Source organism: Burkholderia sp. 10_S31, assembly GCF_056930375.1.
In genome coordinates this window covers 1,829,955-1,853,659 of the sequence record NZ_JBXOWK010000001.1, presented here as the reverse complement: position 1 = coordinate 1,853,659, position 23,705 = coordinate 1,829,955, and the positions used below count along the sequence as shown (strand labels likewise).

Here is a 23,705-nt window from a genome sequence, read left to right as displayed (position 1 = left end):
GGCGGCATCCGTCTTTCCATCGAACGAGGCCATCCGATGTCCGCATACGTCATCGACGCTTCCGAGCGTCCTTCCGTCGAAGTCGATCAATCGTCCGCGCGCTTTCCGGTGCGCCGCGTGTTCTGCGTCGGCCGCAACTACGCCGACCACGCGCGCGAAATGGGCGCAGATCCCGACCGCGAACCGCCGTTCTTCTTCACGAAGCCGGCCGACGCGATCGTCCCGGCCGGCGGCACCGTCGCGTATCCGCCTCTGACGAACGACCTCCATCATGAAATCGAACTGGTCGTCGCGATCGGCAAGGACGGCCGGTCGATCGACCCGGCCGATGCGCTGTCGCACGTATGGGGCTACGGCGTCGGCGTCGACCTCACGCGCCGCGACCTGCAGGCCGAGGCAAAGAAGCTGAGCCGGCCGTGGGACTGGGCGAAGGGCTTCGACGCATCGGGCCCCGTGACCGCGCTACGCGCAGCCACCGCCACCGGCCATCCGGCAAGCGGGCGGATCTGGCTCGCGGTCAATGGCGAAACGCGCCAGCAAGGCGATCTCGCCGACATGATCTGGGCCGTGCCGGACGTGATCGCTTATGTGTCGCGGGCGGTCGAGCTGAAGGCCGGCGACCTGATCTTCACCGGCACGCCGGCCGGCGTCGGCGCGCTGCAGCCGGGCGATCGCGTAACGGGGGGCGTCGATGGCGTGGCGTCATTCGAGTTCGTGATGGGGGCGAAGCCGTAAGGGCTTGCGCCCGCGTCGAGCCGGACCGTAATACCGACCTTTGCCCCATGCTCGCCCCCGAATGGTTCGGGGGCGTTCCTGTATGCGCACAAGACGCACGACGGCAAGGCCGTCAATGCCCTACCGCGCACGCACCGACACGAACTTGCGCGCGTTGTCGCGCTGGATCAGCACGGCGATCACGCCGCCGCGCGCTTCGAGCGCCTGCACGTCGTCCGGCGTTTCGAGCAGCGTGTCGTTGAGTTCGAGCACGACATCACCCGGCCGGATGCCCGCGCGCGCGGCTGGCCCATATACCGCATCCACCATCATTCCGACCGCGAGCCCCGTCGAACGACGTTCGGCGTCGCTCAGCGGATGCATCGTCAGCCCGAGCCGATCGCCGCCGTCAGCCGGCCGTGCGGCAGCCATCGCCACGCCGGCGGCACCGGCGGCACCGACCGTGCCCGCACTGCCGGCCGCGGTCGCGTTGTCGATCGCGTCGCCGCTCCCCGCGCCCGCCCCCGTGACCGTCAGCATCATCGGCGTGCGGTTGCGGATCAGCCGCAGCGGCGCCTTCCCGCCGGGCGGCAACGCGGTAGCCAGGTCGTTCAGCTCGGCCGACCGGCCGATCGGCTTGCCGCCGAACTGCACGATCACGTCGCCGGGCTTCACGCCGGCCGCGGCAGCCGGCGACCCGGGATCGACGCCGTTGACGAGCGCGCCGGCCGGACGCGGCAGGCCGAACGCGGCGGCCAGCCCGGCACCGACATCCTGCACGTCGACGCCCAGCACATTGCCGGAGGACGATGCGCGCTGGTCCTGCGCCTGTGCCTGCGCGTTGGCCCGCATCTGCGCCTGCACCTGCGCACGCACCTTCACGGCAAGCGCGATCGGAATCGCGAAGGTCATGCTCGCGTAGCGGTCGGCGCCGGTATAGACCTGCACCGCGATGCCGATCACGTCGCCCGCGCGATTGAACACGGGGCCGCCCGAATTGTCGGGATTGACCGCGATGTCGGTCTGGAAGAACGGAAACGGGCTGCCGTCCGGCAGCGCATGCGACGTCGCGCTGACAATGCCTGCCGTGACCGTGTTGCCCGAGCCGTCGGGCGCGCCGATCGTCATCACCGGTTCGCCGGCGCGCACCCGCGCCGAATCGCCGATGCGCACGACCGGCAGCTTCGTCGCGTCGACATGCAGCACGGCGACGTCGCTCTGCGGATCGACGGCCAGCACCGTCGCCTTCAGGTCACGACGATCGGCCAATCGCACCGTGACGTCGGTCGCGTCGGCAACGACATGCGCGGACGTCAGGATCAACCCGTCGGCGCTGACGATGAAGCCCGAGCCGCTGCCCGCGATCGCGCGCGGCGACGTATCGGGCGTCGGCGCCTGCGGGCCTTGCGTCGGCATGGGCGGCAGCGGCGCGCCGCGGCGGAAGAACGCGGCGAGCGGATCGTCCGGATCGAGGATCGCGAAGGACGGGCCGCCAGCCTGCTGGTCGGGCGCGGCGGTCATGATGGTCACGACCGCCCGGCCGTAGCGGTCGACGATCGCGGGAAAGTCGGTCGGCGTCGAGTAAGGCGGTGCGGCGGGCCTGCTCTTCATGACAGGCGGTGTGGCGGGCGGCGCGAGCGTCCCGGCAACGGCTGGCGGCGGCGCAGAAAAGGCAAATACGCCCCCGATCAACGCGGTGCGAAGCACGGCGCGAGCAAGCGTCTGGCGAACCACGGTGCACCTCCCCCGGCAGTCGCGGCGCCGATCCGCGCGAGACGCGCGGACGCCCGACAAGCACCGGTACACGCCTCCATTTATAGTCCACGCCGCCTCGAGAACATACGAATCGAAACCCGCATGCCGGCCGGTCGCGCAGCGGCGGAACCGCGACAGGATTCGTTCCGGACAAAGTCCGCGGTTCGTCAATCGGAATATTCACCGCGGATTGCAGGCGATGCGCGCAGACGCGATGTGTCCCGCCCCGCCGTCCCGCGCTACCAGGCCAACGCCAGAAAATTCCGCACCACCGCCGACGGATCATCGCGCCGCGACGCAATCGCAAGCCGCGCCCGCAGCGCGTTGCCCGCGACCGGCCGATACACGACGCCCGCGACCTGTACCTGCGTGATCGCGCTGGGCACGATCGACACGCCGAGCCCGGCCGCGACGAGCGTTACTGCCGATGAGATTTGCGGCGCGGGCTGCGCCATGCGCGGCTGAAACCCGGCGGCATTGCACGCGGCGACGATGTCGTCGAACAGCGCGCTGCCCGCTTCGCGCGGCACCTGCACGAACGCCTCGTCGGCCAGTTCCGCCAGATCGATCCGGCGCCGCCGCGCGAGCCGATGCGCAACCGGCATCGCGACGAACATCGGCTCCTCGTCCCAATCCGCCGCCCGCAACGAGTCCGCGATACGCCGCTCCGGACGCACGATCGCGACATCGAGCCGCCCGGCCGCCAGCGCCTCGAGCAGCACGCCGGAGGTCGCCTCCTGCAACGTCAGCTCCGTATCCGGAAACGCCTCGCGAAAACGGCGAATCAGGTCGGCCACTTTCGAATTGAAGGCCGCCGTGCCGGTAAAGCCGACGCGAAGCTGCCCGATCTCCCCGCGTGCGGCCCGTTTTGCCGCCCGTGCCGCGCGCTCCGCGTCGTCGAGCACGCGCCGCGCCTCTTCGGCGAACACCTCGCCGGCCACCGTCAATTCGGCGCCGCGTGCGGTGCGCTTGAACAGTTCCACGCCGAGTTCGCTCTCGAGCGCCTTGATCTGCTGGCTCAGCGGCGGCTGGCCCATGCCGAGCGTTTCCGCGGCCTTCGTGAAGTTCGACGTGGTGGCCACGGCCAGAAAGTATCGGAGATGCCGGAGTTCCATGCGCGATGCGATTTCGGAGTAGACGGGGGGGAGCTTCCGAGCCAGTCGCAAAACGTATGGCTACGGTTCATTTCATATATTGGACATATGTTTGAGCATCCGCAAGAATTTGGGTATTCCCTGGCACATCGGGTGCATACCATGTCTTCTCCTGCGATTTCTCCCGCCGCGACCCACGCTCCGAACGCCACGCCGGATACGCTGCCCGCCGGCGTTTCGCCGCGCTCGGCGGCCTACAAGCGCATCGCGCTGGCGCTCTTCCTGGCCGGTTTTTCGACTTTCTCGCTGCTGTACTGCGTGCAGCCGTTGCTGCCCGCGTTCGCGCGCGAATTCCGGATCGGCGCGGCATCGAGCTCGCTGTCCCTGTCGCTGTCGACCGGGATGCTGGCCGTCTCCATCCTGTGCGCCGGCGCGCTGTCCGAACGCGTCGGGCGGCGCGGGCTGATGTTCGCATCGATGACGCTGGCAGCACTGTTCAACGTACTGGCGGCAATTTCGCCGAACTGGCACCTGCTGCTGATCTGGCGCGCGCTCGAAGGGTTCGCGCTCGGCGGCGTCCCCGCGGTGGCGATGGCCTATCTTGCCGAGGAAATCGCGTCCGACGGGCTCGGCCTGTCGATGGGGCTCTATGTCGGCGGCACCGCGTTCGGCGGCATGATCGGACGGATCGGGATGAGCATGCTCGAAGAGCATTTCTCGTGGCGCACCGCGATGCTGACGATCGGCGTCGTCGATCTCGTCGCGGCCATCGCATTCGTGATGCTGCTGCCGCAGTCGCGGCGCTTCGTGAAGCGTACCGACCTGACGCTGCGTCATCACCTGCGTCTCTGGAACGCGCAGCTGCAACACACGCGCCTTCCGTTCGTGTTCGCGATCGGCTTCCTCGTGATGGGCTCGTTCGTGACCGTATACAACTACGCCGGGTTCCGTCTGATGGCCGCACCGTTCAACCTGAGCGCGACCGCATGCGGGCTGATCTTCGGCGCCTACCTGTTCGGGATGGTGTCTTCGTCGAGCGCGGGCGCCCTCGCCGATCGTCTCGGGCGCGCGCCCGTCCTCGTCAGCGGCATTCTCGTGTTCGCGGCCGGCCTCGCGCTGACGCTGTCGCATTCGCTCGTCGCGATCATCGTCGGGATCGTGCTGATCACGATCGGCTTCTTCGTCGCCCATGCGGTCGCGAGCGGCTGGGTCGGGCAGCTTGCCGGTTCGGCGAAGGGGCACGCCGCGTCGCTGTACCTGCTGTCCTACTACGTCGGGTCGAGCGTACTGGGCTCGGTCGGCGGCACGTTCTGGCAACACGGCGCGTGGGGGGCGGTTGTCGCGTATGTCGCGGTGCTGCTCGCATTGAGCCTCGTGGCCGCCCGCCGGATCATTCGCGCGGAACGCGTGCGGTAAGCGCCCTTCACGTCGCGCCGCGGCCGGCGCGCCGACTGCATGCCGCTTGCGGCTGCGCGCCGCGCCAGCTCAATCCCTCGCGACCCGATGCGCGATCGCCGACAACGTCCGCAGCATCGGCGCGAACGCATCGGCCGACGTATTGCCGAACCCGAGCACGAGCCCGTTGGCCGCCGACGTCGCGTGGATCGAAAACCCCGACAGCGGAAACGGCCCGATGCCATGCTCGCGCGCCGCTTCGACGATCGCGCGATCGCGATAGCGCGCCGGCAGCCGCAGCGCCAGATGCAGCCCGCATGGCCCGCCCTCGACCTGATGCGGCACGGTGAACGCATCGTCCAGCGCGGCGAGCAGCAGGCGTCGCCGGTCGCGATACAACCGGCGCATCCGCCCGAGATGCCGCCCGTACTCCCCCGTCTCGATGAAATCGGCAAGCGCGAGTTGCACGTGGCGCGTCCCGCCGCGCAGCATCTCCGGCAGCGCCGGCCGCACTGCGGCCAGCAGCGCGTCGGGCAGCACCAGAAAACCGATCCGCAGCGCCGGAAACATCGTCTTGCTGAACGAGCCGAGATAGACGACCGGCGAATCGGCCGCGAGCCCGTGCAACGCGCCGATCGGCTCGCCGGTGTGACGGAATTCGCTATCGTAATCGTCCTCGATGATCCAGGCGCGATGCCGGCGTGCGGCATCGATCAGCGCGAGCCGGCGCGAGATCGACAGCACCGCGCCGGTCGGGAACTGGTTCGACGGCGTCGTATAGACGAGCCGGGGCGTGCGCTCGCGCCAGTCCGCATCCTCCGCGCGCAGCCCCTCCGCGTCGACCGGCATCGGCACGACGTCGAGATCGGCCGCCTGCATCGCGGTGCGCGCGCCGCGATAGCCGGGCTCCTCGACCCAGACCGTATCGCCGGGATTCGTCAGCAGTTGCGCGCACAGCGCGATCGCGCCCTGCGCGCCTTCGGTGATCACGATCTGCTCGGGGTCGCAGCGCACGCCGCGCGTCACGGCCAGGTGGCGCGCGATCGACTCGCGCAGCGCGCGCTCGCCGAGCGGATCGCCATACGCGAGCAGGTCGCGGCCGGCGCGGCGCAGCGCGCGGTCGATCGCGTGCCGCCATGCATCGACCGGAAAATGCGACAGCGCGGGCACGCCCGGCCGAAAGGCTTCCGACTCGCGGGTGCCGATCAGGCTCGGACGAATCCGGCCGAGCCGTTGCGCGACAGCCGGCGGCGCGGCCCGCCGGCGCGGCGCCGCCGGCCGCGACAGGCCCACGACGCGCGTGCCGCGACGATCGGACTGCAGGAAGCCTTCGGCGACGAGCTGCTCGTAGACGGCTGCCGTCGTGTTGCGCGACACGCCGAGCGTCTCGGCCAGCGCGCGCGTGCCGGGCAGCCGCGTGCCGGCCGGCATCGCGCCGCCGAGAATCGCGTCGCGCACGCGGCGCAGCAATTGCCGCTGCAACGAAGGCGCACCGGCCGTGCGCGCGAGCGGTGCGTCGAGCGGCAGCGGCGGCGCGTCGCCGGAAAGAAGAGTTGTCGTCATCGGGGTATCGCGGCGTGGAGGTGTCGAGGGCATGGCGCGTCGATCGTGGCGCAATCAAGGCATCATCGAGGCACCATCACGGCACTACCGTGGCACCATAAATTTGTGCTCGTCTGGCGCTTCTCATGGTACCTCGCCAGGACTACGATCGTCTGCATGCCGGCATGTCGCCGGCCGCCAACCGAAGCGAGATCGACCTTGTCCACGCTCACCAACGACTTCCAGCAGCCCATCGGCCACCCCATTCCAGATTGGTCCGCGCGCCCGCGCCCGGAGCGCATCGTGCTCGAGGGCCGCTACTGCCGCCTCGAACCGCTCGACGCCGACCGCCATGCCGCCGACCTGTACGCCGCATACGCGCAGGCGCCCGACGGCGGCGACTGGACCTATCTCGTGCACGGTCCGTACGCCGACGAATCGGGCTACCGCGACTACGCGCGCGGTGCGGCGACGAGCGCCGATCCGCTGCACTACACGGTGATCGACCGCGCGACGAACCGCGCGGTCGGCACGCTCGCGCTGATGCGCATCGATCCGGCCAACGGCGTGATCGAGGTCGGCTCCGTCACGTTCTCGCCGCTGCTCAAGCGCACGCCGATTTCGACCGAAGCGCAGTACCTGCTGATGAAGTACGCGTTCGACACGCTCGGCTACCGGCGCTACGAATGGAAGTGCGACGACCTCAACGAACCGTCGCGCAAGGCCGCCGTCCGGCTTGGCTTCCGCTATGAAGGCACGTTCCGGCAGGCGCTCGTCTACAAGGGCCGCAACCGCGACACCGCCTGGTTCTCGATCGTCGACGGCGAATGGCCGGCCGTGCGCGCCGCGTTCGAAGCATGGCTCGCACCGGAAAACTTCGATGCCCAGGGCGCGCAGCGCGAGTCGCTCGTCGCGATCCGCCACGCGCAGGCACGTGCGCGCGACGCGGCCGGCCGCGCGAACGACGCGACGCGCGTCACGGTCCGGCCGCTCGTCGCCGCCGACGAAGCCGCGTGGCGCCCGCTGTGGCAGGGTTATCAGAAGTTCTACGAGACCGCGCTGAGCGACGCGGTGTTCACGACGACGTGGACACGCCTGATGGATCCCGCCGAACCGATGTTCGTGCTCGGCGCATTCGACGCGTCGGGCGCGCTGGTCGGTATCGTGCACGCGATCTACCACCGCTCGTGCTGGACCGAAGGGCCGTACTGCTATCTGCAGGACCTGTTCACGGCGGCCGACGCACGCGGGCAAGGCGCCGGCGGCGCGCTGATCGAAGCCGTCTACGAGCGGGCCCGCGAAGCCGGCGCGAGCCGCGTGTATTGGCTCACGCACGAAACCAATACGACCGCCCGCGCGCTGTACGACAAGCTCGCGAACAACGCGGGGTTCATCCAGTACCGGAAGGATCTCAAGTAACGCGCGGGTGCAACCGGTCGCGCTCAGCCGAGAGCGTCGACCGGATCCGCCGCCTCGCCGCAGGCTGGCGCAACGTGACGCCCGGCGCCGGCCGCGCCCGGCACCGACGCGGGGCGGATCATCTCGTCGCCGTTGACGGGCACCGGCCGCCGCACCGGCCGGTACACCGGCTCGCCCGGCTCGATCGCCTGTCCCGAGATCGCGCAGCGGCCCGCCCGCAACGCGACGCGCACGCGCCAGCGTTGCTCGCCGTAATGGCAGCGCCCGCTTTCGCTCCAGCGCACCAGCAAGCCGTCGTCGCCAGCCTCCAGGACCGTGACGAACAGTTGCGGCCGCAACGGTGATACGCCCGGCGCGACGGGCTCCGGAATCGACGCGCGATCGGCATCCGCCGGCGGCCGGACCATCCCGGCCTCTGCCGCCGACGGCATCGCGTCCCGCTCGTCCGCTACCAGCATGTGATACGACACGTATTCGCAGATCAGGCTTTCGATGAAGTTCGGCATGCTTGACGACATTCCGTGAAGATTGAAGCGGGCCGGCGCCGCGCTCAGGGGGCGCAGCCGCCACGGGCGGTCCGGTTGTGCCCTCCTCCCGTGATACCGCCACGCACCGCACGCGATCGGACATTGCCGGAGATGATACAAATTGAAGTTAACTTCAAGTAAAGGGGGGAACGTGCGCAACGGTGCGTTTCACTCATCGGCACAATGCGCTGGCACGACCGAGGTGACAGCGGTGACGGCGACACCGACCGCGCCAAGCGTCTCGCGTCTCGCGTTTCGTCTCAAACCACTGAGACGAATGTCCCGGCGTCTCATTCGGGCCACGTCATCGCCATTGCAGCAAATTTCGCGCGTTTTTCACGCAGCACCGCCTGACGTCAACGCAAACCGCCCTGCTGCATCGCACACCACCCGCCCCGTTTCTTCACTACGCAACCGCCCATTCGAGCTGGCCCCATTCCTGCATATCGGTCGCTCGCGCAATCGCGCGACGGACGCACCGGCCTCTTGCCGAGCGTCCGACGACAACCCGATGGAGACAGCAACGTGAGCACACCGGCACTGAACACCGCCCCCAGCATGAAGGCCGCCGTCTGGCACGGCCGCAACGACATCCGCGTCGAAGAAGTTCCCGTTCCGGCACACCCGCCGGCCGGCTGGGTCCAGATCCGCGTGCACTGGTGCGGCATCTGCGGCTCCGACCTGCACGAATACGTCGCCGGGCCCGTGTTCATCCCCGTCGACGCGCCGCACCCGCTGACGGGCCTGAAGGGCCAGTGCATCCTCGGCCACGAGTTCAGCGGCGAAATCGCGGCGCTCGGCGCGGGCGTGACGGGCTTCGCGCTCGGCGACCGCGTGACGGCCGACGCGTGCCAGCATTGCGGCACCTGCTGGTATTGCAGGCACGGGCTGTACAACATCTGCGAGAACCTCGCGTTCACCGGGCTGATGAACAACGGCGCATTCGCCGAATACGTGAACGTGCCGGCCGAGCTGCTGTACAAGCTGCCCGACAACTTCCCGACCGAGGCCGGCGCGCTGATCGAACCGCTCGCGGTCGGGCTGCATGCGGTGAAGAAGGCCGGCAACATCGTCGGTCAGACCGTCGTCGTGGTCGGCGCCGGCACGATCGGCCTGTGCACGATCATGTGCGCAAAGGCCGCGGGCGCCGGGCGCGTGATCGCGCTGGAAATGTCGGCGGCGCGCAAGCAGAAGGCGCTGGAAGTCGGTGCAACGGTCGTGATCGACCCGAAGGCGTCCGACGCGATCGCCGAAGTCAAGGCGCTGACGGGCGGTTACGGCGCCGACGTGTCGTTCGAGTGCATCGGGCACACCGCCACCGCGCAACTCGCGATCGACGTGATCCGCAAGGCCGGCAAGTCGGTGATGGTCGGCATCTTCGAAGAGCCGACGTCGTTCAACTTCTTCGACATCGTGTCGACCGAGAAGGAAGTGATCGGCTCGCTCGCGTACAACGGCGAATTCGCGGACGTGATCCGCTTCATCGCGGACGGCCGCATCGACGTGCAGCCGCTGATCACCGGACGCATCACGCTCGGCGACATCGTCACGCACGGCTTCGAGGAACTGGTCAACCACAAGGACCGGAACGTGAAGATCATCGTCCAGCCCGCGACCGACTGACCGACTGACTGACTGACTGACCGACTGACTGACCGGCGTACGACCGGCGTACGACCGGCGTACGACCGGCGTACGACCGGGACGTGGCCGCGGTACGCCGGCCGCTCAACCGCCTGCCGGCGACCACCAGACTGTCGCCGGCGTCTCGAGCTGCACGAAATGGCCGCTCGGCACGACGCGAACGCACGCCGCCGGACACCACGCCGTCCAGCGCCGGATCTCGGTGTCGACGTCGAGCAGCGGATCGCGGTCGCCGAATATCACCCGCACGCCGCCCGCCACCCCGGCGCGGGGCAGCCGCGGTGACGTCGGCCATGCATCGGCGACGACCGCATCGAACACCTGCCGGTCGAACGCGGCCGCGCGGGTGTCCGGTCGCGCGCCCGGCGCGCTCCCCCGCAGCAGCGCGGCGCCCGCTGGCACCCGCTCGATTTCGTCGACCAGGCAGGCGAACCGGGCGAAATCGGGCCGCGCGAGAAACGACTGCATCGCGGCGCTCAGTCGTGCTTCGCCGTGTTCATGCGCGACGACGGCGGACGCCAGCCGGACGAACGCCGCGCCGAGATCGCCGATCGGCGCGAGCAGCACGAGCCGGCCCAGCCGATCCGGCATCCGCGCCGCCAGGTCGAGCGCAAGCTGCGCACCGAACGCATGGGCCACCACGTCGACCGGCGCGCCGCTGCGCTGCGCGACCAGTCGCAGCTCCGCCTCGGCGGCACCGGCCAGCGCCCCGAACGGGCGCGGATAGAGCGCGACCGAGCGCGGCTGATCCCACCAGTGGATCGGCAGCGAGCGCCCGTACATCGCCCGCTCGGCCAAGGCGGAGCCCCCGGGGCCGCCGTGCAGGAACAGCGTGCGCGCATCGCCGTGCATGGTCTTCCCCGTTCGCGGCCCGTCACGCGTGAAGACTAGCCGAGGCCCGGCCTGCGCGCCTTAGTCAATTTGAATCATGGAAGGGCCGCGCCGGCGCACCTAGCCTACGACGTACGCGAACGCGTCATGCGCCGGACCGGCAGCGTCGCCCACTCGCCATCCATGGAGAATCGATCATGAAGCCCATCCCTACCCAGGTGCGCATGGCCGTGACGGCCATCGCGGGCGCGGCAGCCCTTTGCGCATGCGGCGGCGGTGGCGACAGCGGAACGCCCGCCGCATCGCCGACGTCGTTGCAGGGCACCGTCGCGAGCGGTGCCGCAATCGCCAACGCGGCGGTCACCGCGACCGACGTCAACGGCAAGACGGCGACCGCCACGGCCGATGCCCACGGCGCGTATTCGCTCGATGTCGGCCGGCTGAGCGCACCGGTCGTCGTGGTCGCGACCGATCCGCAAGGCCGCGCGGACCCGCTCGTGTCGGTCGTCGGCTCGCTGCCCGCCGCGGGCACATCGGCGACAGCCAACGTCACGACCCTGACGACCGCGATCGGCGACCTGCTGACCGCGAGCGGAAATGCGCTGGACCTGACGGCCCCGGCCACGCTCGCATCGAACGCGCAGCCGGCCACCGTCCAGAAGGCGTCGGGCACGCTCAACGCGGCGCTTGCCGACATCCTGAAACAGAACGGCCTCTCGCCCGCGAGCTTCGACGCGATCGCGACACCCTTCACCGCGAACCAGACCGGCGAGGACGCCGTCATCGACTCCGTGCAGCTCCTCAGCAACGGCAGCGGCACGACGCTCGTCTCGAGCGGCTCGCCCGCGCAGGGTTTGCTGTTGAACAGCCAGACAACCGCACCGTCTACGCCGCTTGCCGCGCCGCCCGTCGCCGCGAACTACCTGGGCTTCATGCAGAGCCTGCTGCAATCGTGCTTGTCGGCGCCGCTCGCGCAGCGCAGCGCGGACGCGAACTGTGCGGCAGCGTTCGATACGCACTACACCGACAACGGCTATACGAGCGTCAGCGACTACGTGCAGCCGCTGCAGCTCGCCACGTCGGTCGGTGCGAGCGTCGGCCAGCCGGTCACGCTGCAGTTCTTCCAGGATGCGAGCAACGTGCAGTCGGCACTTGTGCGAATTCCGTATGTCCTGACGGACGGCACCCCGGGCGCATTCGTCACGACCGTCCACCAGCTTGCGGCGCCCGTCACGCTGCCGGACGGCAGCACCGCGTCGTGGAACATCATCGGCAATCAGCTCAAGTACGATGCGCGCGCCGAATCGCGCGTCACGTTGCGCACCTTCCTCGATTCGTTCGCGGACAGCACGGGCAGCGCGGACGTGAGCCACTACGATGCCGGCATGTCGTTCATCTTCAATCCGGCCGGGCCGAACGCGTCGAACGTGAATGCCGTGCAGGTCACCGGCCCCGGCCTGCCGACCGGCGGGCTGTTCCTGTTCCGGTCGACCGCGTGCGGCACCGCGAACTACGTCGCGATTCCCGGCACGAAACCCGCGACGCTGCCGCCGACAAGCACCTTCACCGTGTCGAGCGATACCAACGAGTATCGCTGGTCATGGCAGACGGTGGCGGGCGCCGCGACGACGTTCAACCCGCCGGCGAAGTACTTCTGGGACACCTCGCAACTCGATCCGTCGAGCGTGCCGTTCTATCCGCAGTACACCTATGCGCTGTTCGACGCCAGCGGCAATCCGCTCGATTCGTTTACGGTGACCAGTCCGACGCCCGTCGTCAGCGCGAATCTCGGCGCAACGACACCGTGGGCGACGATCGGCCAGGACGTCGTCGCGAATTTCCTGACGCCCGGCGGCACGGCCGCCGCCGCGGCCGCGTCGGCCAGCGTCGACTGGACACCCGATCCGGATGCGCCGGCGCTCACCGGCGTGGCGGTCCTGACGCTCGGCAAGTCGACGGCGGGCGTCGACGGCTTTACGTCGGTGCCCGCCGGCGCGACCTCGGCCACCGTGACGGCCGGCGTCGACACGACCGGCGCACAGACCTGCAGCGGCGCGCAGTTCCTGCCGCTCACCGACGGCAATTACCGCATCGTGCAACTGCGCGCGAAAAGTGCGAATGGCACCCGGTTCTTCCAGAACATCACGTATCGGGACGGCACGAGCGCGCCCAACGCGTCTTGACGCGTCATCGATCGGAACACGCCATCGGGGAGACGCCGGCCGCCAGCGGTGCGGCCGGCGCACGGCCGCACCGGCTGTCAGCGTGTCGAATCTGCAACGTTTTCGTGCCGATACCGGCCGGCGGCCGCATCGGCCGGCCCGCCGAAGCCGCGCCGGCGGGCCTTTGCACGCAACTTGCTGCTGTTTCGGGGTTTCCACTCGGGCCCCGCGGCAGCGCCAGCCGACCGACGGGGCTGAACGCCAATGTCGATCGATACCGCCTTTCGAACCGCGATGGACGCGGTTCGCGCGCTGTCGGATCCCGACCCGCCGTGGGCCGCATTGCTCGATGCCGCCAGGCGTATGGTCGGCGCGGATGCCGCCGGCCTGCTGATCTTCAGCAGCGAATACGAACTCACCGCGCTCTGCCAGCAGGGGCTCGACGAGGCGGCCGAGCGCGACTACCGCGACCATTTCGCGGCAGACGACCCGATCGTCCGGGCCGGCCAGGCATCGGCCGATCGCTGGCTGGACACCGATCGCCTCAGAATCGCGCCAGGCGCTCGCCGCCATCCGTTCTACACCGACTACCTGCCGAGGCACAGCATCGGCCGGGTGCTCGCGTGCCAGCTGCTCGTCGATGCCGACACGAGGGCCGGCCTGACCTTCCTGCGTGCCACGTCGCCGGGCACACCCGCTGGCGCGGATGAAAACGCCCCCGTCCGCCGCTTCGTCCGCGCGCTGACGCAGGCGATGCACGCTCGATCGCGCGCGCTGAAGAGCCGCATGGACGCGCTCGATGCCGGCCTGTCGGGCTTCGGCGATGCAATGGCGCTGATCGCGCCCTCCGCCACGATCCTGATGCGAACCGCCAACGCGACCGAACTGCTCGTCGAGGGCCGGCTGCTGACATCGACCGGGCGCGCGCTGACGCATCCGCACCCGGCGCTCGCGGCAGGCTTGCAGCGTGCGATCGCCCGCGCGCATGCGCAGCGGCAGGCCGTGACGTTCTCGGTGCCGACCTCGTGGGGCGAGGGGCTGAGAATCGACATCGCACCGGCCCCCGCCGCCTTCACGTTCGCGAACGAACCCACGCTGATCGTGCGGATCCGCAAGAACAGCGCGTTCACCGTGCCGGGGCTCGAGGAACTGGCCGCGTTCTTCTCGCTGACGCCGGCCGAGGCCCGCGTACTGGCCGCACTGGTGGGCGGCCACTCGCCGGCCGAATATGCCGCGGCGACGGGAGTCGCCACGGCAACGGTGCGCAACCAGATCAATTCGCTGATGCGCAAGATGTCATGCAGCAGGCAATCGGAACTCGTCCGGCTCGGCACGCTGCTTTTTTGAAGGCGGCGCGGCCGACCTGCGGCGCCACGGGATACCGCAATTGTTGGATATACTTGACCGCACAACCTTCAAGCACGCCAGTCGGTCGTGCGTTCGCCCTTGCCTGCGCGGAGTTGCCCCCGTGAAACCACGAGCCGGCCTGATTCTCGAACTCGTCGTCAACCTGCTGCTGCCCTGGGTCGCGTACCGGGTCGCGCACCCGTATTTCGGCGAAACCGGCGCGCTGTACGCGTCGGCGGTTCCGCCCATCGTCTGGTCCGTCGTCGAATTCATCCGCTCGCGCCGCATCGATGCGGTGGCCGCCATCGTGCTGCTCGGCATCGCGCTGTCGATCGCCGGCATGGCGCTCGGCGGCAGCGCGCGCACGCTGCTGATGCGCGAATCGCTTGCGTCCGGCACGATCGGCATCGTGTTCCTGCTGTCGTTGTTCCGCGATCGCCCGCTGATCTTCTATCTCACCCGTGCGACGGTCGCCCGCGAGATGGCCGGCGGCGCCGCGCGTTTCGAGACGGTGTGGGCCGATCAGCCGGGGCTGCGCCAGATGCTGCGGCTGATGACCTTCGTGTGGGGCGCGTGCATGACGCTGGAGATGCTGCTGCGCCTGTGGATGGTCGTCACCTGGCCCGTCGAGCGCGTGCTCGTCGTGTCGCCGATCATGGGCTACACGGTGTTCGGCACGCTGCTGCTGTGGACCTTCTGGTACCGGCGGCGCATGCGCGAGCGCAACAGCGTCGACATCCCGACCCGCGACGGCGTCACCGAGATCGCCGGCCGCTGACTACCGGCCCCGCCCGCCCCACGCGTGCGGCCCGGCGGTACGTCACCATCGCTGGGGTATGATGCGCGGCGTCTCGTCCGACCCATGCATCGCCCCATGTCCCTTTCGCTTCTCCCCTGTGCCACGATCTGGCTCGCGCTGTTCGTGGCCGCCGCGTTCGCGTGGCAGCGCCCGCTGCACGGCGCGAGCATCGGCCTCGCCGCGCTCGGCTATGCCGGCGCGCTGGCGTTCGGCAAGCTGTCGCCGATCGTGCTCGCACCGCTCGCACTGCTCGTGGCCGCCGCCTGGGGCGTCGCGCCGGGCCGCCCGCTCGCGGTACGGATCGCCGCGCACGTCGTGTTCGCCGCGCTCGCGATCGCGCTGAGCCTGCACCTGGTTCCCGGTTTCCACAATCCGCGTGTGATCGAGCCGACGCGCTTCACGCCGGACGCCGTACCGTTCACGATGTACCTGAATTTCGACAAGCCGCTGGTCGGGCTGTGGCTGCTGTGGGTGCTGCCATGGGTCGCGCCGGACGTCCCGCCGGCGCGCGCGCTGCGCACCGGTGCCGTCGCGGGCATCGCAACGGCCGCGGCCTGCCTGGCCGGCGCGCTCGCGTTCGGGATGGTCGGCTGGGCGCCGAAATGGCCGGCGGCAGGCTGGATGTGGCTCGTCAACAACGTGCTGCTCGTCACGCTCGCCGAGGAAGCGCTGTTCCGCGGCTACGTGCAAGGCGGGCTCACGCGCATGCTCGGCCGGTTCGGCTGGGGGCCGTGGGCCGCGCTCGCGATCGGCGCGATGCTATTCGGCGCCGCGCACGCGGCCGGCGGCTGGCACTGGATCGTGCTCGGCACGGTGGCCGGCATCGGCTACGGCCTCGCATGGCGGCGCGGCGGGCTGCTCGCGTCCGCGCTCGCGCACGCGGGGCTGAACGTGATCCACTTCGGGCTGTTCACCTACCCGATGCTCGCCGCCACGCGCTGAACGCCGAGCACGGCGGCGGCATCCCGCCGGTTGCGCTCGGCGCCCGGTCGAACTCAGTTGAAACCGGCCACCGCGTGCGGCACATACGGACCTTCGAGCGCCGCGATTTCGTCGTCCGTCAGCTTCAATTGCAATGCGCCGAGCGCATCGTCGAGATGCTGCGGCTTCGAGATGCCGACGATCGGCGCGGTCACGCCGCGCTTGTGCGCAACCCACGCGAGCGCGACCTGCGCACGCGGCACGTTGCGCGCGGCGGCGATCGCCGCGACGGCCTCGACGACCGCCCGATCGGCATCGGCCGTCGCGTCGTAGAGCCGCTGGCCGACGTCGTCGCTTTGCTGGCGGCCGGTCGACTCGTCCCAGTTGCGCGTCAGCCGGCCGCGCGCGAGCGGGCTCCACGGAATCACCGCGATGCCTTCGGCCTCGCACAGCGGCAGCATTTCGCGCTCCTCTTCGCGATACAGCAGGTTCAGGTGGTTCTGCATGCTGACGAAGCGGGTCCAGCCGTTCTGCCTGGACGTGTACAGCGCCTTCGAAAACTGCCACGCGAACATCGACGACGCGCCGATGTAACGCGCCTTGCCGGCCTTCACGACGTCGTGCAGCGCCTCGAGCGTCTCCTCGATCGGCGTGCCATAGTCCCAACGGTGGATCTGGTACAGGTCGACGTAGTCGGTGCCGAGCCGTTTCAGGCTCTGGTCGATATCGGTCATGATCGCCTTGCGCGACAGCCCCGCGCCGTTCGGCCCCGGCCGCATCCGGTAGAACACCTTGGTCGCGATCACGACGTCGTCGCGCTTCGCGAAGTCGCGCAGCGCACGGCCGACGATCTCCTCGGACGTGCCGTCGGAATACATGTTCGCGGTATCGAAGAAATTGATGCCGGCCTCGATCGCGCGCTGGATGATCGGGCGGCTTTCCGCTTCCGGCAGCGTCCACGGATGCGTGCCGCGCGACGGCTCGCCGAACGTCATGCAGCCCAGCACCAGCTTCGACACGTCCATCCCGGTCGACCCGAATTTCACGTATTCCATCGCTCGCCTCGTCATTGAAGTGGGGTTGCGGGCGGATGCGCGCCGCGGTTCGGTGCACCGGACACGAACGCCGCAGCATGCATCCGCCGGACGTCGCATGGTAGCCCGCCGCGCGCAAACGCGTATCGGTGCGCGCGCCCGCGGCCCGGCAGCAGTCGAACGGACGAATCCATCCCTCGGCCCGCACGCATGGCGCCGGGCCGGGTCGCGCGTCGAAGGACGAACGGGTTACTTGATCTGGTCGGCGAGCGGCTGCAGGAACTCGGAGAACCCGGTCAGCATGATCTGCACGCCGATGCACAGCAGCAGGAAGGCGGACACGCGCTTCGCGACCTTGGTGCCTTCGCTGCCGAGGTAGCGCGACAGCAGCGCGGAGCGGCTGTAGACCTGCCAGATCACGATCGCCACCAGTATGGAGACGACGATCGACACGATGCTCGACAGCATGAACTCCGACAGCTTGTGCGTGCGGTTCGCGTTCAGTGCGATCGCGGTCGCGATCGAGCCGGGGCCGACCGTCAGCGGCATGGTCAGCGGGAAGAACGCGCGCGTCATGATCGCATTCGCGTCGATCGGCTTGACCGGTGTATCGCCGCCGCCCGCCGGGCCGTCCGGTTCGTTCAGCATCTGCCAGCCCGCGACGGCGACCGCGAAGCCGCCGCCGATCCGCAGCGCTTCCATCGAGATCCCGAAGAAATGCAGCACCGGCGTGCCGGCGAAGAACGCGACCATCAGCACGATGAACGCGTTGAATGCCACCTTCTTCGCGAGCAGGTTGCGCTCATGCTCGGTCAGCGCCTCGGTGCGCTCGAGAAACAGGAACGCAATGCCGATCGGATTGATGATGCCGATCAGGCCGGTGAAGCCGAACAGGATCTCGGAGATAAGGCGGTTGACGATCATCGGGACGAAGAAACGGTCAGGGCTGGGCCGGCGGCGCGCCGGGGGTCACGCATTGTAGAGCAAGCGCCCGCGCCCGAGACGCAAATCGCGCCCCGGGGCCCGGCGGGCCTCGCCACGGCCTCAATTCGCGCCGGGCTCCCATGCCGGCGGCCGCTTCGCGAAGAACGCGGCGAAACCCTCCTTCGCTTCCGGCGTGGCCCGCACGCGCGAGATCGTCTGCGCGGTGAACGCCGCGCGCTCGTCCGACGGCGGATACTCGCCGATCGCGTCGAAAAAGCGCTTGATCTCCATCAGCGCGTTCGGGCCATTGCGGCCCAGTTCGGCGAGCGTCTTGTCGAGCGCGGCATCGAGCGCGTCGAGCGGCACGGCCTGGTGGATCAGCCCGATCGCAACGGCTTCGCCGGCCGCGAGCTGCGTCCCGGTCAGCGCGAGCCGGCGCGCCTGGCGCTGGCCGACCGCTTCGACCAGATACGGGCCGATCACCGACGGCAGGATCCCGAAGCGCGCCTCGCTGACCGAAAAGCGCGCGTGATCGCTCGCGATCACGATGTCGCAGGCCGCGCACAGGCCGACGCCGCCGCCGAACGCATGGCCCTGCACGCGCGCGACCGTCGGCTTCGGGCACTGCCGGATCGCGCGCATCATCGCGGCGAACCGCTCGGCGTCGCGCAGGTTCGCCGCCGCGTCGTTCGCGCTCGCGCGCTGCATCCACTGCAGGTCCGCGCCCGCGCAGAACGCGCGGCCGTCCGAGCGCAGCACGATCGCGCGCACGTCGTCGCGCGCGCCGAGCGCGGTGAACGCATCGGTCAGCTCGGCGATCATCGTCTCGTCGAACGCGTTGAGCACGTCGCCGCGCCGCAGCGCGACGGTCGCGATGCCGCGCGCATCGACGGCAACCGCCAGGGTCTTCAATCCATCCATCGAACAGGTTTCCTCGGGGTAGTACAGGGAACGGCGAAACTCGGCGGCGAAGTTCAGGCGGCCTGCCGGCGGTCGATCACGCGCCGGGCCTTGCCGGTCGCGCTCGCGGGAATGCCGCCCGCGGCGAGCACCGTCACGCCGGCCGACACGCCGATCATCGTCTTGATCCGGTGCTGCAACTCGCGCGCGATCGCGGCGCGATCGCCGTCGGTCACGCACGCGGCGGCCTCGGAGCGCAGCTCGACCGCAAGGTCGAGCCGGTCCATGTGGCCGTCGCGCGAGATCGTGATCTGGAACTGCCCCGACAGCTTGGTCTGCGCGACGACGATTTCCTCGATCTGACTCGGGAACACGTTCACGCCGCGCACGATCAGCATGTCGTCGGAGCGGCCCGTGATCTTCGCGAGCCGGCGCATCGCGCGCGCGGTCGGCGGCAGCAGTGCGGTGAGGTCGCGCGTGCGGTAGCGGATCACCGGCATCGCTTCCTTCGTCAGCGACGTGAACACGAGCTCGCCCTCGCTGCCGTCCGGCAGCACTTCGCCGGTCACGGGATCGATGATCTCCGGATAGAAGTGGTCTTCCCAGATCACCGGGCCGTCCTTCGTCTCGACGCACTCGCACGCGACGCCGGGGCCCATCACTTCCGACAGCCCGTAGATGTCGAGCGCGTCGATGCCCACGCGCGCCTCCACTTCCTCACGCAGCGCCTGCGTCCACGGCTCCGCGCCGAAGATGCCGATCTTCAGCGACGACTCGGCCGGGTCCATCCCCTGCCGCACCATCTCGTCGATCAGGTTCAGCATGTACGACGGCGTGACGAGGATGATCTTCGGCTCGAAATCGCGGATCAGCTGCACCTGCTTCTCGGTCTGCCCGCCCGACATCGGCACGACCATGCAGCCGAGCCGCTCCGCGCCGTAGTGAATCCCGAGGCCGCCCGTGAAGAGTCCATAGCCGAACGCGTTGTGCAGCGTGTCGCCCGGGCGGCCGCCGGCCGCACGGATCGAACGCGCGGTCACGTTCGCCCACGTGTCGATGTCGCGCGCCGTATAGCCGACCACCGTCGGCTTGCCGGTCGTGCCGCTCGACGCATGCACGCGCACGACCTGCTCGCGCGGCACCGCGAACAGCCCGAACGGATAGTTGTCGCGCAGGTCGTTCTTGGTCGAGAACGGGAATTTCGCGAGATCGGCGAGCGTCTTCAGGTCGTCCGGGTGCACGCCCGCCGCGTCGAACGTCCGACGATAGTGCGGGACGTTGTCGTACGCGTGGCGCAGCGACCACTTGAGGCGCTCGAGCTGCAGCGCCTGCAGTTCGTCGCGGCTGGCGGTCTCGATCGGATCGAGGGCGGCGGCGGGGTGCGTCGGGTGAGTCATGGGGGTGCTCCTCCAATGGAGTGATGTCGTTATCGTGATCGGGACAATGGGGCAGGCAGCTAGCGAAACGTGCGGCCGGCCGCGTGCAATGCGGCGATGCGCGGCGACACGCGATAGCGGTCCTCGCCGTAGCTCGCCGCCAGGTTCGACAGCACGCGATGCACGCGGCCGATGCCGATCGCATCGGCCCACGCGAGCGGGCCGCACGGGTAGTTCACGCCCTTCTCCATCGCGAGATCGAGATCGGCGGGCGAGCACACGCCCTGGTTGACCGTATCGGCCGCCTCGTTCGCGAGCATCGCGACGGTGCGCATCGCAACCATCCCCGGCACGTCGGCGATGCCGATGACGCGCAAGCCGGCTTGCTGGAACAGGCCGACCGCATCCGCATAGGCGGCGTCGCTGCACTGGAGCGCGCGCGTCAGTGCGACGAGCCCGGCTTGCGCGTAATCGCGCGCGAGGTCGACGAGCACGAGATCGGCCACGCCGGTTTGCGCGGCGCGCACCGTCGCGGTGCGGCCGTCGGTCAGCGCGATCGACGCGCGGCCGGCCACGGCAAGCAGCGCGTCGGCATGCGCGCCGTTCTGCCGCGCGCCCGCGATGCGCTCGACGAAGCGCGCATGCAGCGCGGCGGCCGGGCCGTCCTGCGCGAACAGCGCGACGTCGGCCGGCGCGGCGCGCCGCGCCTCGAGCTCGGGCGCGGGCGGCACCGCGCCGTCCGCATACGAATAGAAGCCGCGCCCCGACTTGCGACCGAGGAAGCCCGCATTCACGAGCTCCTGCTGGATCAGCGACGGCGTGTAGCGCGGATCGTTGAAGTACGCGCGGAACACCGACTCGGTCACCGCGAAGTTCACGTCGTGGCCGATCAGGTCCATCAGCTCGAACGGCCCCATCCGGAAGCCGCCGGCTTCGCGCATCACCGCATCGATCGAAGCCGGCGTGCCGCCCTGCTCGTTCAGCACGCGCAGCGCCTCCGCGTAATACGGCCGCGCGACGCGGTTCACGATGAAGCCCGGCGTCGATTTCGCCAGCACCGGGCGCTTGCCCCACGCGGCGGCCGTGTCGTACAGCGCCTGCGCGACTTCCGGCGCGGTCGCGAGCCCGCTGACCACCTCGACCAGCGCCATCAGCGGCGCCGGATTGAAGAAGTGCAGGCCGGCCACGCGCTGCGGCACGCGCAGCCCGGCCGCGATCGACGTGATCGAGATCGACGACGTGTTGGTCGCCAGCACGCAGTTGTCATCGACATGACGCTCGAGCGTCGCGAAGATCTCGCGCTTCACGTCGAGCCGCTCGGCCGCCGCCTCGACGATCAGCGCGGCGCCCGCGAAATCGGCCAGCGCACGCACCGCGCGGATCCGCTGGCCGGCCGCATCGGCCTGCGCCGGGTCCATCCGGCCCTTCTCCGCGAGCCGCGCGAACTGCGCGCGGATGCCGGCGAGCGCCTTGTCGCACGCCGCCTCGTTCAGGTCGTACAGCAGCACGGTATGACCGGCCGCCGCGGCGACCTGTGCGATACCCGCGCCCATCGCGCCGGCACCGATCACGCCGACGACCGCCGCCGGCGCCAGCGCGCCCGAATTCACCGAATGTGCAGAAGAAACAGCCATCGCTTGCGATCCGTCATGAAGTGGAAGTGCGAGCGATTATAAACCGACCGGCCGGTAGATTTATGTCAGGGCGAGCCCGAATTTGTCGTGCAAGAGACCGTTACGAAATCTGCAAAAACAAAAAATCGAACGATCAGGGCACTTTTTATCGACCGAAAGGTCAATGAAAGCGTTCGAATATGAGATAGCGACCCTCGAACGCCTGATAAAATTCGACAAACCGCCGGATTTCAGGGGGAAACCGCGTGTCACGCCGCCGCTGCCGCCCATCGCCCGCCGCCCTTTCGGGGTCAATTCCGAACTGTCGGGCCGCCAGCCGTCACGTCCACGCGCCCCGCCATCGGCACCGGTCGCATCGAACCGTTTCATCCAGCGACGGGCTTCGGCCCGCCCGCGCCCCTCGCCGCCTCAAAGCGGCGAACTCGAGGCAGCACCGTTGCGTGCTGCCGCCCTTCGGTTTCATCGTCCTCGTTCGGCGGATAGTACGGCCGGGCTTCGTCAACCCGTGAAGGTGCGTCGCGCGCCGTCACTCGCATAAGGAAACCCTCCATGCCGCTCTCGTCCAACCAGCTCCCGCGCTGGACCCTCGTGGCCCCGCTTGCCGCCTGGCTGGTACTCGCGCTGTCGCGCGCCGTGCCGGCCGAAGGCCTCGTCATCGCCGTGTTCGCCGCTGCGCTCGCCGGCGCCGTGTTCGCTGCAGTCCATCATGCCGAAGTCGTCGCGCACCGCGTCGGCGAGCCGTTCGGCACGCTCGTGCTCGCGGTCGCCGTGACCGTCATCGAAGTCGCGCTGATCGTGTCGGTGATGCTCGGCGCCGGCCCCGAGAAATCCGGCCTCGCGCGCGACACCGTGTTCGCCGCCGTGATGATCATCTGCAACGGCATCGTCGGCCTCTGCCTGCTGGTCGGTGCGTGGAAGCACGGCGAACAGGATTTCCAGGGGCGCGGCGCGAGCAAGGCGCTCGCGGTGCTCGCGTCGCTGTCGGTGCTGTCGCTCGTGATGCCGAACTACCTGAACGCCGCGCCGGGCCCGTTTTTTTCGAAATCGCAGCTTGCGTTCGCAGGCGTGTCGTCGCTCGTGCTGTATGGTGCATTCGTATTCGTGCAGACCGTGCGCCACCGCGACTACTTCCTCACCGAGCACGACAGCGCGAACGAATCGGTGCACGCGGCGCCGCCGAGCAGCCGCACCGCGCTGATCAGCCTCCTGCTGCTGTTCGCGAGCCTCGTCGCGGTCGTGCTGCTCGCGAAGCTGCTGTCGCCGGCCGTCGAGCATGCGGTGATGAAGCTCGGCGCGCCCGAAGCGGCGGTCGGCATCGTGATCGCCGCGCTCGTGCTGCTGCCAGAAGGGCTCGCGGCCGTCACCGCCGCGCGCGCGAACCGTCTGCAAACCAGCATGAACCTCGCGCTCGGTTCGGCGCTCGCGAGCATCGGGCTCACGATCCCGACCGTCGCGGCCGTGTTCATCTGGGTCGGCCAGCCGCTCACGCTCGGCATCGGCGCGATGGAAACCGTGCTGCTGTCGCTCACGCTGCTCGTCAGCACGCTGACGCTCAGCCAGGGACGCACGACGGTGCTGCACGGCGTCGTGCACCTGTCGCTGTTCGCGGCCTATCTGTTCCTGTCGATCACCCACTGATGTCCATCGGCGCGCGGCACCGCGGATCGTTTCCGCCGTGCCGCGCGCA

At 69.3% G+C, this 23,705-nt stretch carries 20 protein-coding genes; 9 read left to right on the top strand and 11 right to left on the bottom strand.

Going from position 1 to position 23,705, the window contains the following annotated elements; translation table 11 throughout:
* Window positions 1–36: 36 nt before the first annotated feature.
* Window positions 37–735, top strand: coding sequence for a fumarylacetoacetate hydrolase family protein (locus tag AC1Z3W_RS08345; RefSeq protein ID WP_124832202.1), 699 nt, complete (start codon window positions 37–39; stop codon window positions 733–735).
* A 120-nt stretch (window positions 736–855) separates the two neighbouring features.
* On the opposite strand, the gene AC1Z3W_RS08340 is transcribed toward AC1Z3W_RS08345, so the two are convergent.
* Together AC1Z3W_RS08340 and AC1Z3W_RS08335 are read right to left on the bottom strand one after the other, a co-directional pair.
* Window positions 856–2,448 carry a trypsin-like peptidase domain-containing protein gene (locus tag AC1Z3W_RS08340; protein WP_483507426.1) on the bottom strand — a complete coding sequence of 531 codons (1,593 nt, stop codon included), beginning with the start codon at window positions 2,446–2,448 and terminating at the stop codon, window positions 856–858.
* 260 nt (window positions 2,449–2,708) lie between these two features.
* The gene (locus AC1Z3W_RS08335; RefSeq protein ID WP_057924999.1) at window positions 2,709–3,584 is read right to left on the bottom strand and encodes a LysR family transcriptional regulator; all 876 of its coding nucleotides are present in this window, start codon (window positions 3,582–3,584) and stop codon (window positions 2,709–2,711) included.
* Window positions 3,585–3,725: 141 nt separating this feature from the next.
* Here AC1Z3W_RS08335 and AC1Z3W_RS08330 point away from each other — a divergent pair, with 141 nt between their 5' ends.
* Entirely contained in the window at window positions 3,726–4,979 is a 1,254-nt protein-coding gene (locus tag AC1Z3W_RS08330; protein ID WP_124832203.1) for an MFS transporter, read from the top strand.
* 69 nt (window positions 4,980–5,048) lie between these two features.
* Here the strand turns inward: AC1Z3W_RS08330 and pdxR are convergent, their stop codons facing one another.
* Complete coding sequence (pdxR, locus tag AC1Z3W_RS08325; protein ID WP_057924997.1) at window positions 5,049–6,521, bottom strand: MocR-like pyridoxine biosynthesis transcription factor PdxR; 1,473 nt, start codon at window positions 6,519–6,521, stop codon at window positions 5,049–5,051.
* Between the two features lie 198 nt (window positions 6,522–6,719).
* On the opposite strand from pdxR, the gene AC1Z3W_RS08320 reads away from it, so the two are divergent.
* Entirely contained in the window at window positions 6,720–7,919 is a 1,200-nt protein-coding gene (locus AC1Z3W_RS08320; protein WP_124832204.1) for a GNAT family N-acetyltransferase, read from the top strand.
* 23 nt (window positions 7,920–7,942) lie between these two features.
* Here the strand turns inward: AC1Z3W_RS08320 and AC1Z3W_RS08315 are convergent, their stop codons facing one another.
* Window positions 7,943–8,425, bottom strand: a complete 483-nt coding sequence (locus tag AC1Z3W_RS08315; RefSeq protein ID WP_483507425.1) for a DUF3331 domain-containing protein — start codon at window positions 8,423–8,425, stop codon at window positions 7,943–7,945.
* A 579-nt stretch (window positions 8,426–9,004) separates the two neighbouring features.
* On the opposite strand from AC1Z3W_RS08315, the gene AC1Z3W_RS08310 reads away from it, so the two are divergent.
* Window positions 9,005–10,069 carry a 2,3-butanediol dehydrogenase gene (locus tag AC1Z3W_RS08310; protein WP_057924994.1) on the top strand — a complete coding sequence of 355 codons (1,065 nt, stop codon included), beginning with the start codon at window positions 9,005–9,007 and terminating at the stop codon, window positions 10,067–10,069.
* 105 nt (window positions 10,070–10,174) lie between these two features.
* Here the strand turns inward: AC1Z3W_RS08310 and AC1Z3W_RS08305 are convergent, their stop codons facing one another.
* Window positions 10,175–10,942: an alpha/beta fold hydrolase gene (locus tag AC1Z3W_RS08305; protein ID WP_124832206.1), complete on the bottom strand. Its 768-nt coding sequence runs from the start codon at window positions 10,940–10,942 to the stop codon at window positions 10,175–10,177.
* Window positions 10,943–11,118: 176 nt separating this feature from the next.
* Between AC1Z3W_RS08305 and AC1Z3W_RS08300 the strand changes: the two genes are divergently transcribed.
* The 4 genes from AC1Z3W_RS08300 (at window position 11,119) to AC1Z3W_RS08285 (ending at window position 16,171) form a co-directional block, all read left to right on the top strand.
* Window positions 11,119–13,104, top strand: a complete 1,986-nt coding sequence (locus AC1Z3W_RS08300; RefSeq protein ID WP_483507424.1) for a hypothetical protein — start codon at window positions 11,119–11,121, stop codon at window positions 13,102–13,104.
* Window positions 13,105–13,377: 273 nt separating this feature from the next.
* The gene (locus AC1Z3W_RS08295; RefSeq protein WP_185734335.1) at window positions 13,378–14,430 is read left to right on the top strand and encodes a helix-turn-helix transcriptional regulator; all 1,053 of its coding nucleotides are present in this window, start codon (window positions 13,378–13,380) and stop codon (window positions 14,428–14,430) included.
* A gap of 121 nt (window positions 14,431–14,551) precedes the next feature.
* The gene (locus AC1Z3W_RS08290) at window positions 14,552–15,208 is read left to right on the top strand and encodes a VC0807 family protein (protein ID WP_057924990.1); all 657 of its coding nucleotides are present in this window, start codon (window positions 14,552–14,554) and stop codon (window positions 15,206–15,208) included.
* 96 nt (window positions 15,209–15,304) lie between these two features.
* On the top strand, window positions 15,305–16,171 hold the full coding sequence (locus tag AC1Z3W_RS08285; RefSeq protein WP_124832209.1) for a CPBP family intramembrane glutamic endopeptidase: 867 nt from the start codon (window positions 15,305–15,307) through the stop codon (window positions 16,169–16,171).
* Between the two features lie 53 nt (window positions 16,172–16,224).
* Here the strand turns inward: AC1Z3W_RS08285 and AC1Z3W_RS08280 are convergent, their stop codons facing one another.
* The 6 genes from AC1Z3W_RS08280 to AC1Z3W_RS08255 all read right to left on the bottom strand — a co-directional run bounded on the left by AC1Z3W_RS08280 (window position 16,225) and on the right by AC1Z3W_RS08255 (window position 22,387).
* The gene (locus AC1Z3W_RS08280) at window positions 16,225–17,205 is read right to left on the bottom strand and encodes an aldo/keto reductase (RefSeq protein WP_175824587.1); all 981 of its coding nucleotides are present in this window, start codon (window positions 17,203–17,205) and stop codon (window positions 16,225–16,227) included.
* A 228-nt stretch (window positions 17,206–17,433) separates the two neighbouring features.
* Window positions 17,434–18,108: a MarC family protein gene (locus tag AC1Z3W_RS08275; protein WP_057924987.1), complete on the bottom strand. Its 675-nt coding sequence runs from the start codon at window positions 18,106–18,108 to the stop codon at window positions 17,434–17,436.
* A 120-nt stretch (window positions 18,109–18,228) separates the two neighbouring features.
* Window positions 18,229–19,029: an enoyl-CoA hydratase-related protein gene (locus tag AC1Z3W_RS08270; protein ID WP_124832211.1), complete on the bottom strand. Its 801-nt coding sequence runs from the start codon at window positions 19,027–19,029 to the stop codon at window positions 18,229–18,231.
* Window positions 19,030–19,082: 53 nt separating this feature from the next.
* A complete protein-coding gene (gene paaK, locus AC1Z3W_RS08265; protein WP_057924985.1) occupies window positions 19,083–20,405 on the bottom strand; it encodes a phenylacetate--CoA ligase PaaK in 1,323 nt (440 codons plus the stop codon).
* 59 nt (window positions 20,406–20,464) lie between these two features.
* On the bottom strand, window positions 20,465–22,018 hold the full coding sequence (locus AC1Z3W_RS08260) for a 3-hydroxyacyl-CoA dehydrogenase (RefSeq protein ID WP_057924984.1): 1,554 nt from the start codon (window positions 22,016–22,018) through the stop codon (window positions 20,465–20,467).
* A gap of 60 nt (window positions 22,019–22,078) precedes the next feature.
* Window positions 22,079–22,387 (bottom strand): hypothetical protein, encoded by a 309-nt coding sequence (locus tag AC1Z3W_RS08255; RefSeq protein WP_124832212.1) that lies wholly within the window; start codon window positions 22,385–22,387, stop codon window positions 22,079–22,081.
* 180 nt (window positions 22,388–22,567) lie between these two features.
* Between AC1Z3W_RS08255 and AC1Z3W_RS08250 the strand changes: the two genes are divergently transcribed.
* Complete coding sequence (locus AC1Z3W_RS08250) at window positions 22,568–23,656, top strand: calcium:cation antiporter (RefSeq protein WP_057924983.1); 1,089 nt, start codon at window positions 22,568–22,570, stop codon at window positions 23,654–23,656.
* The last annotated feature ends 49 nt before the right edge of the window (window positions 23,657–23,705 follow it).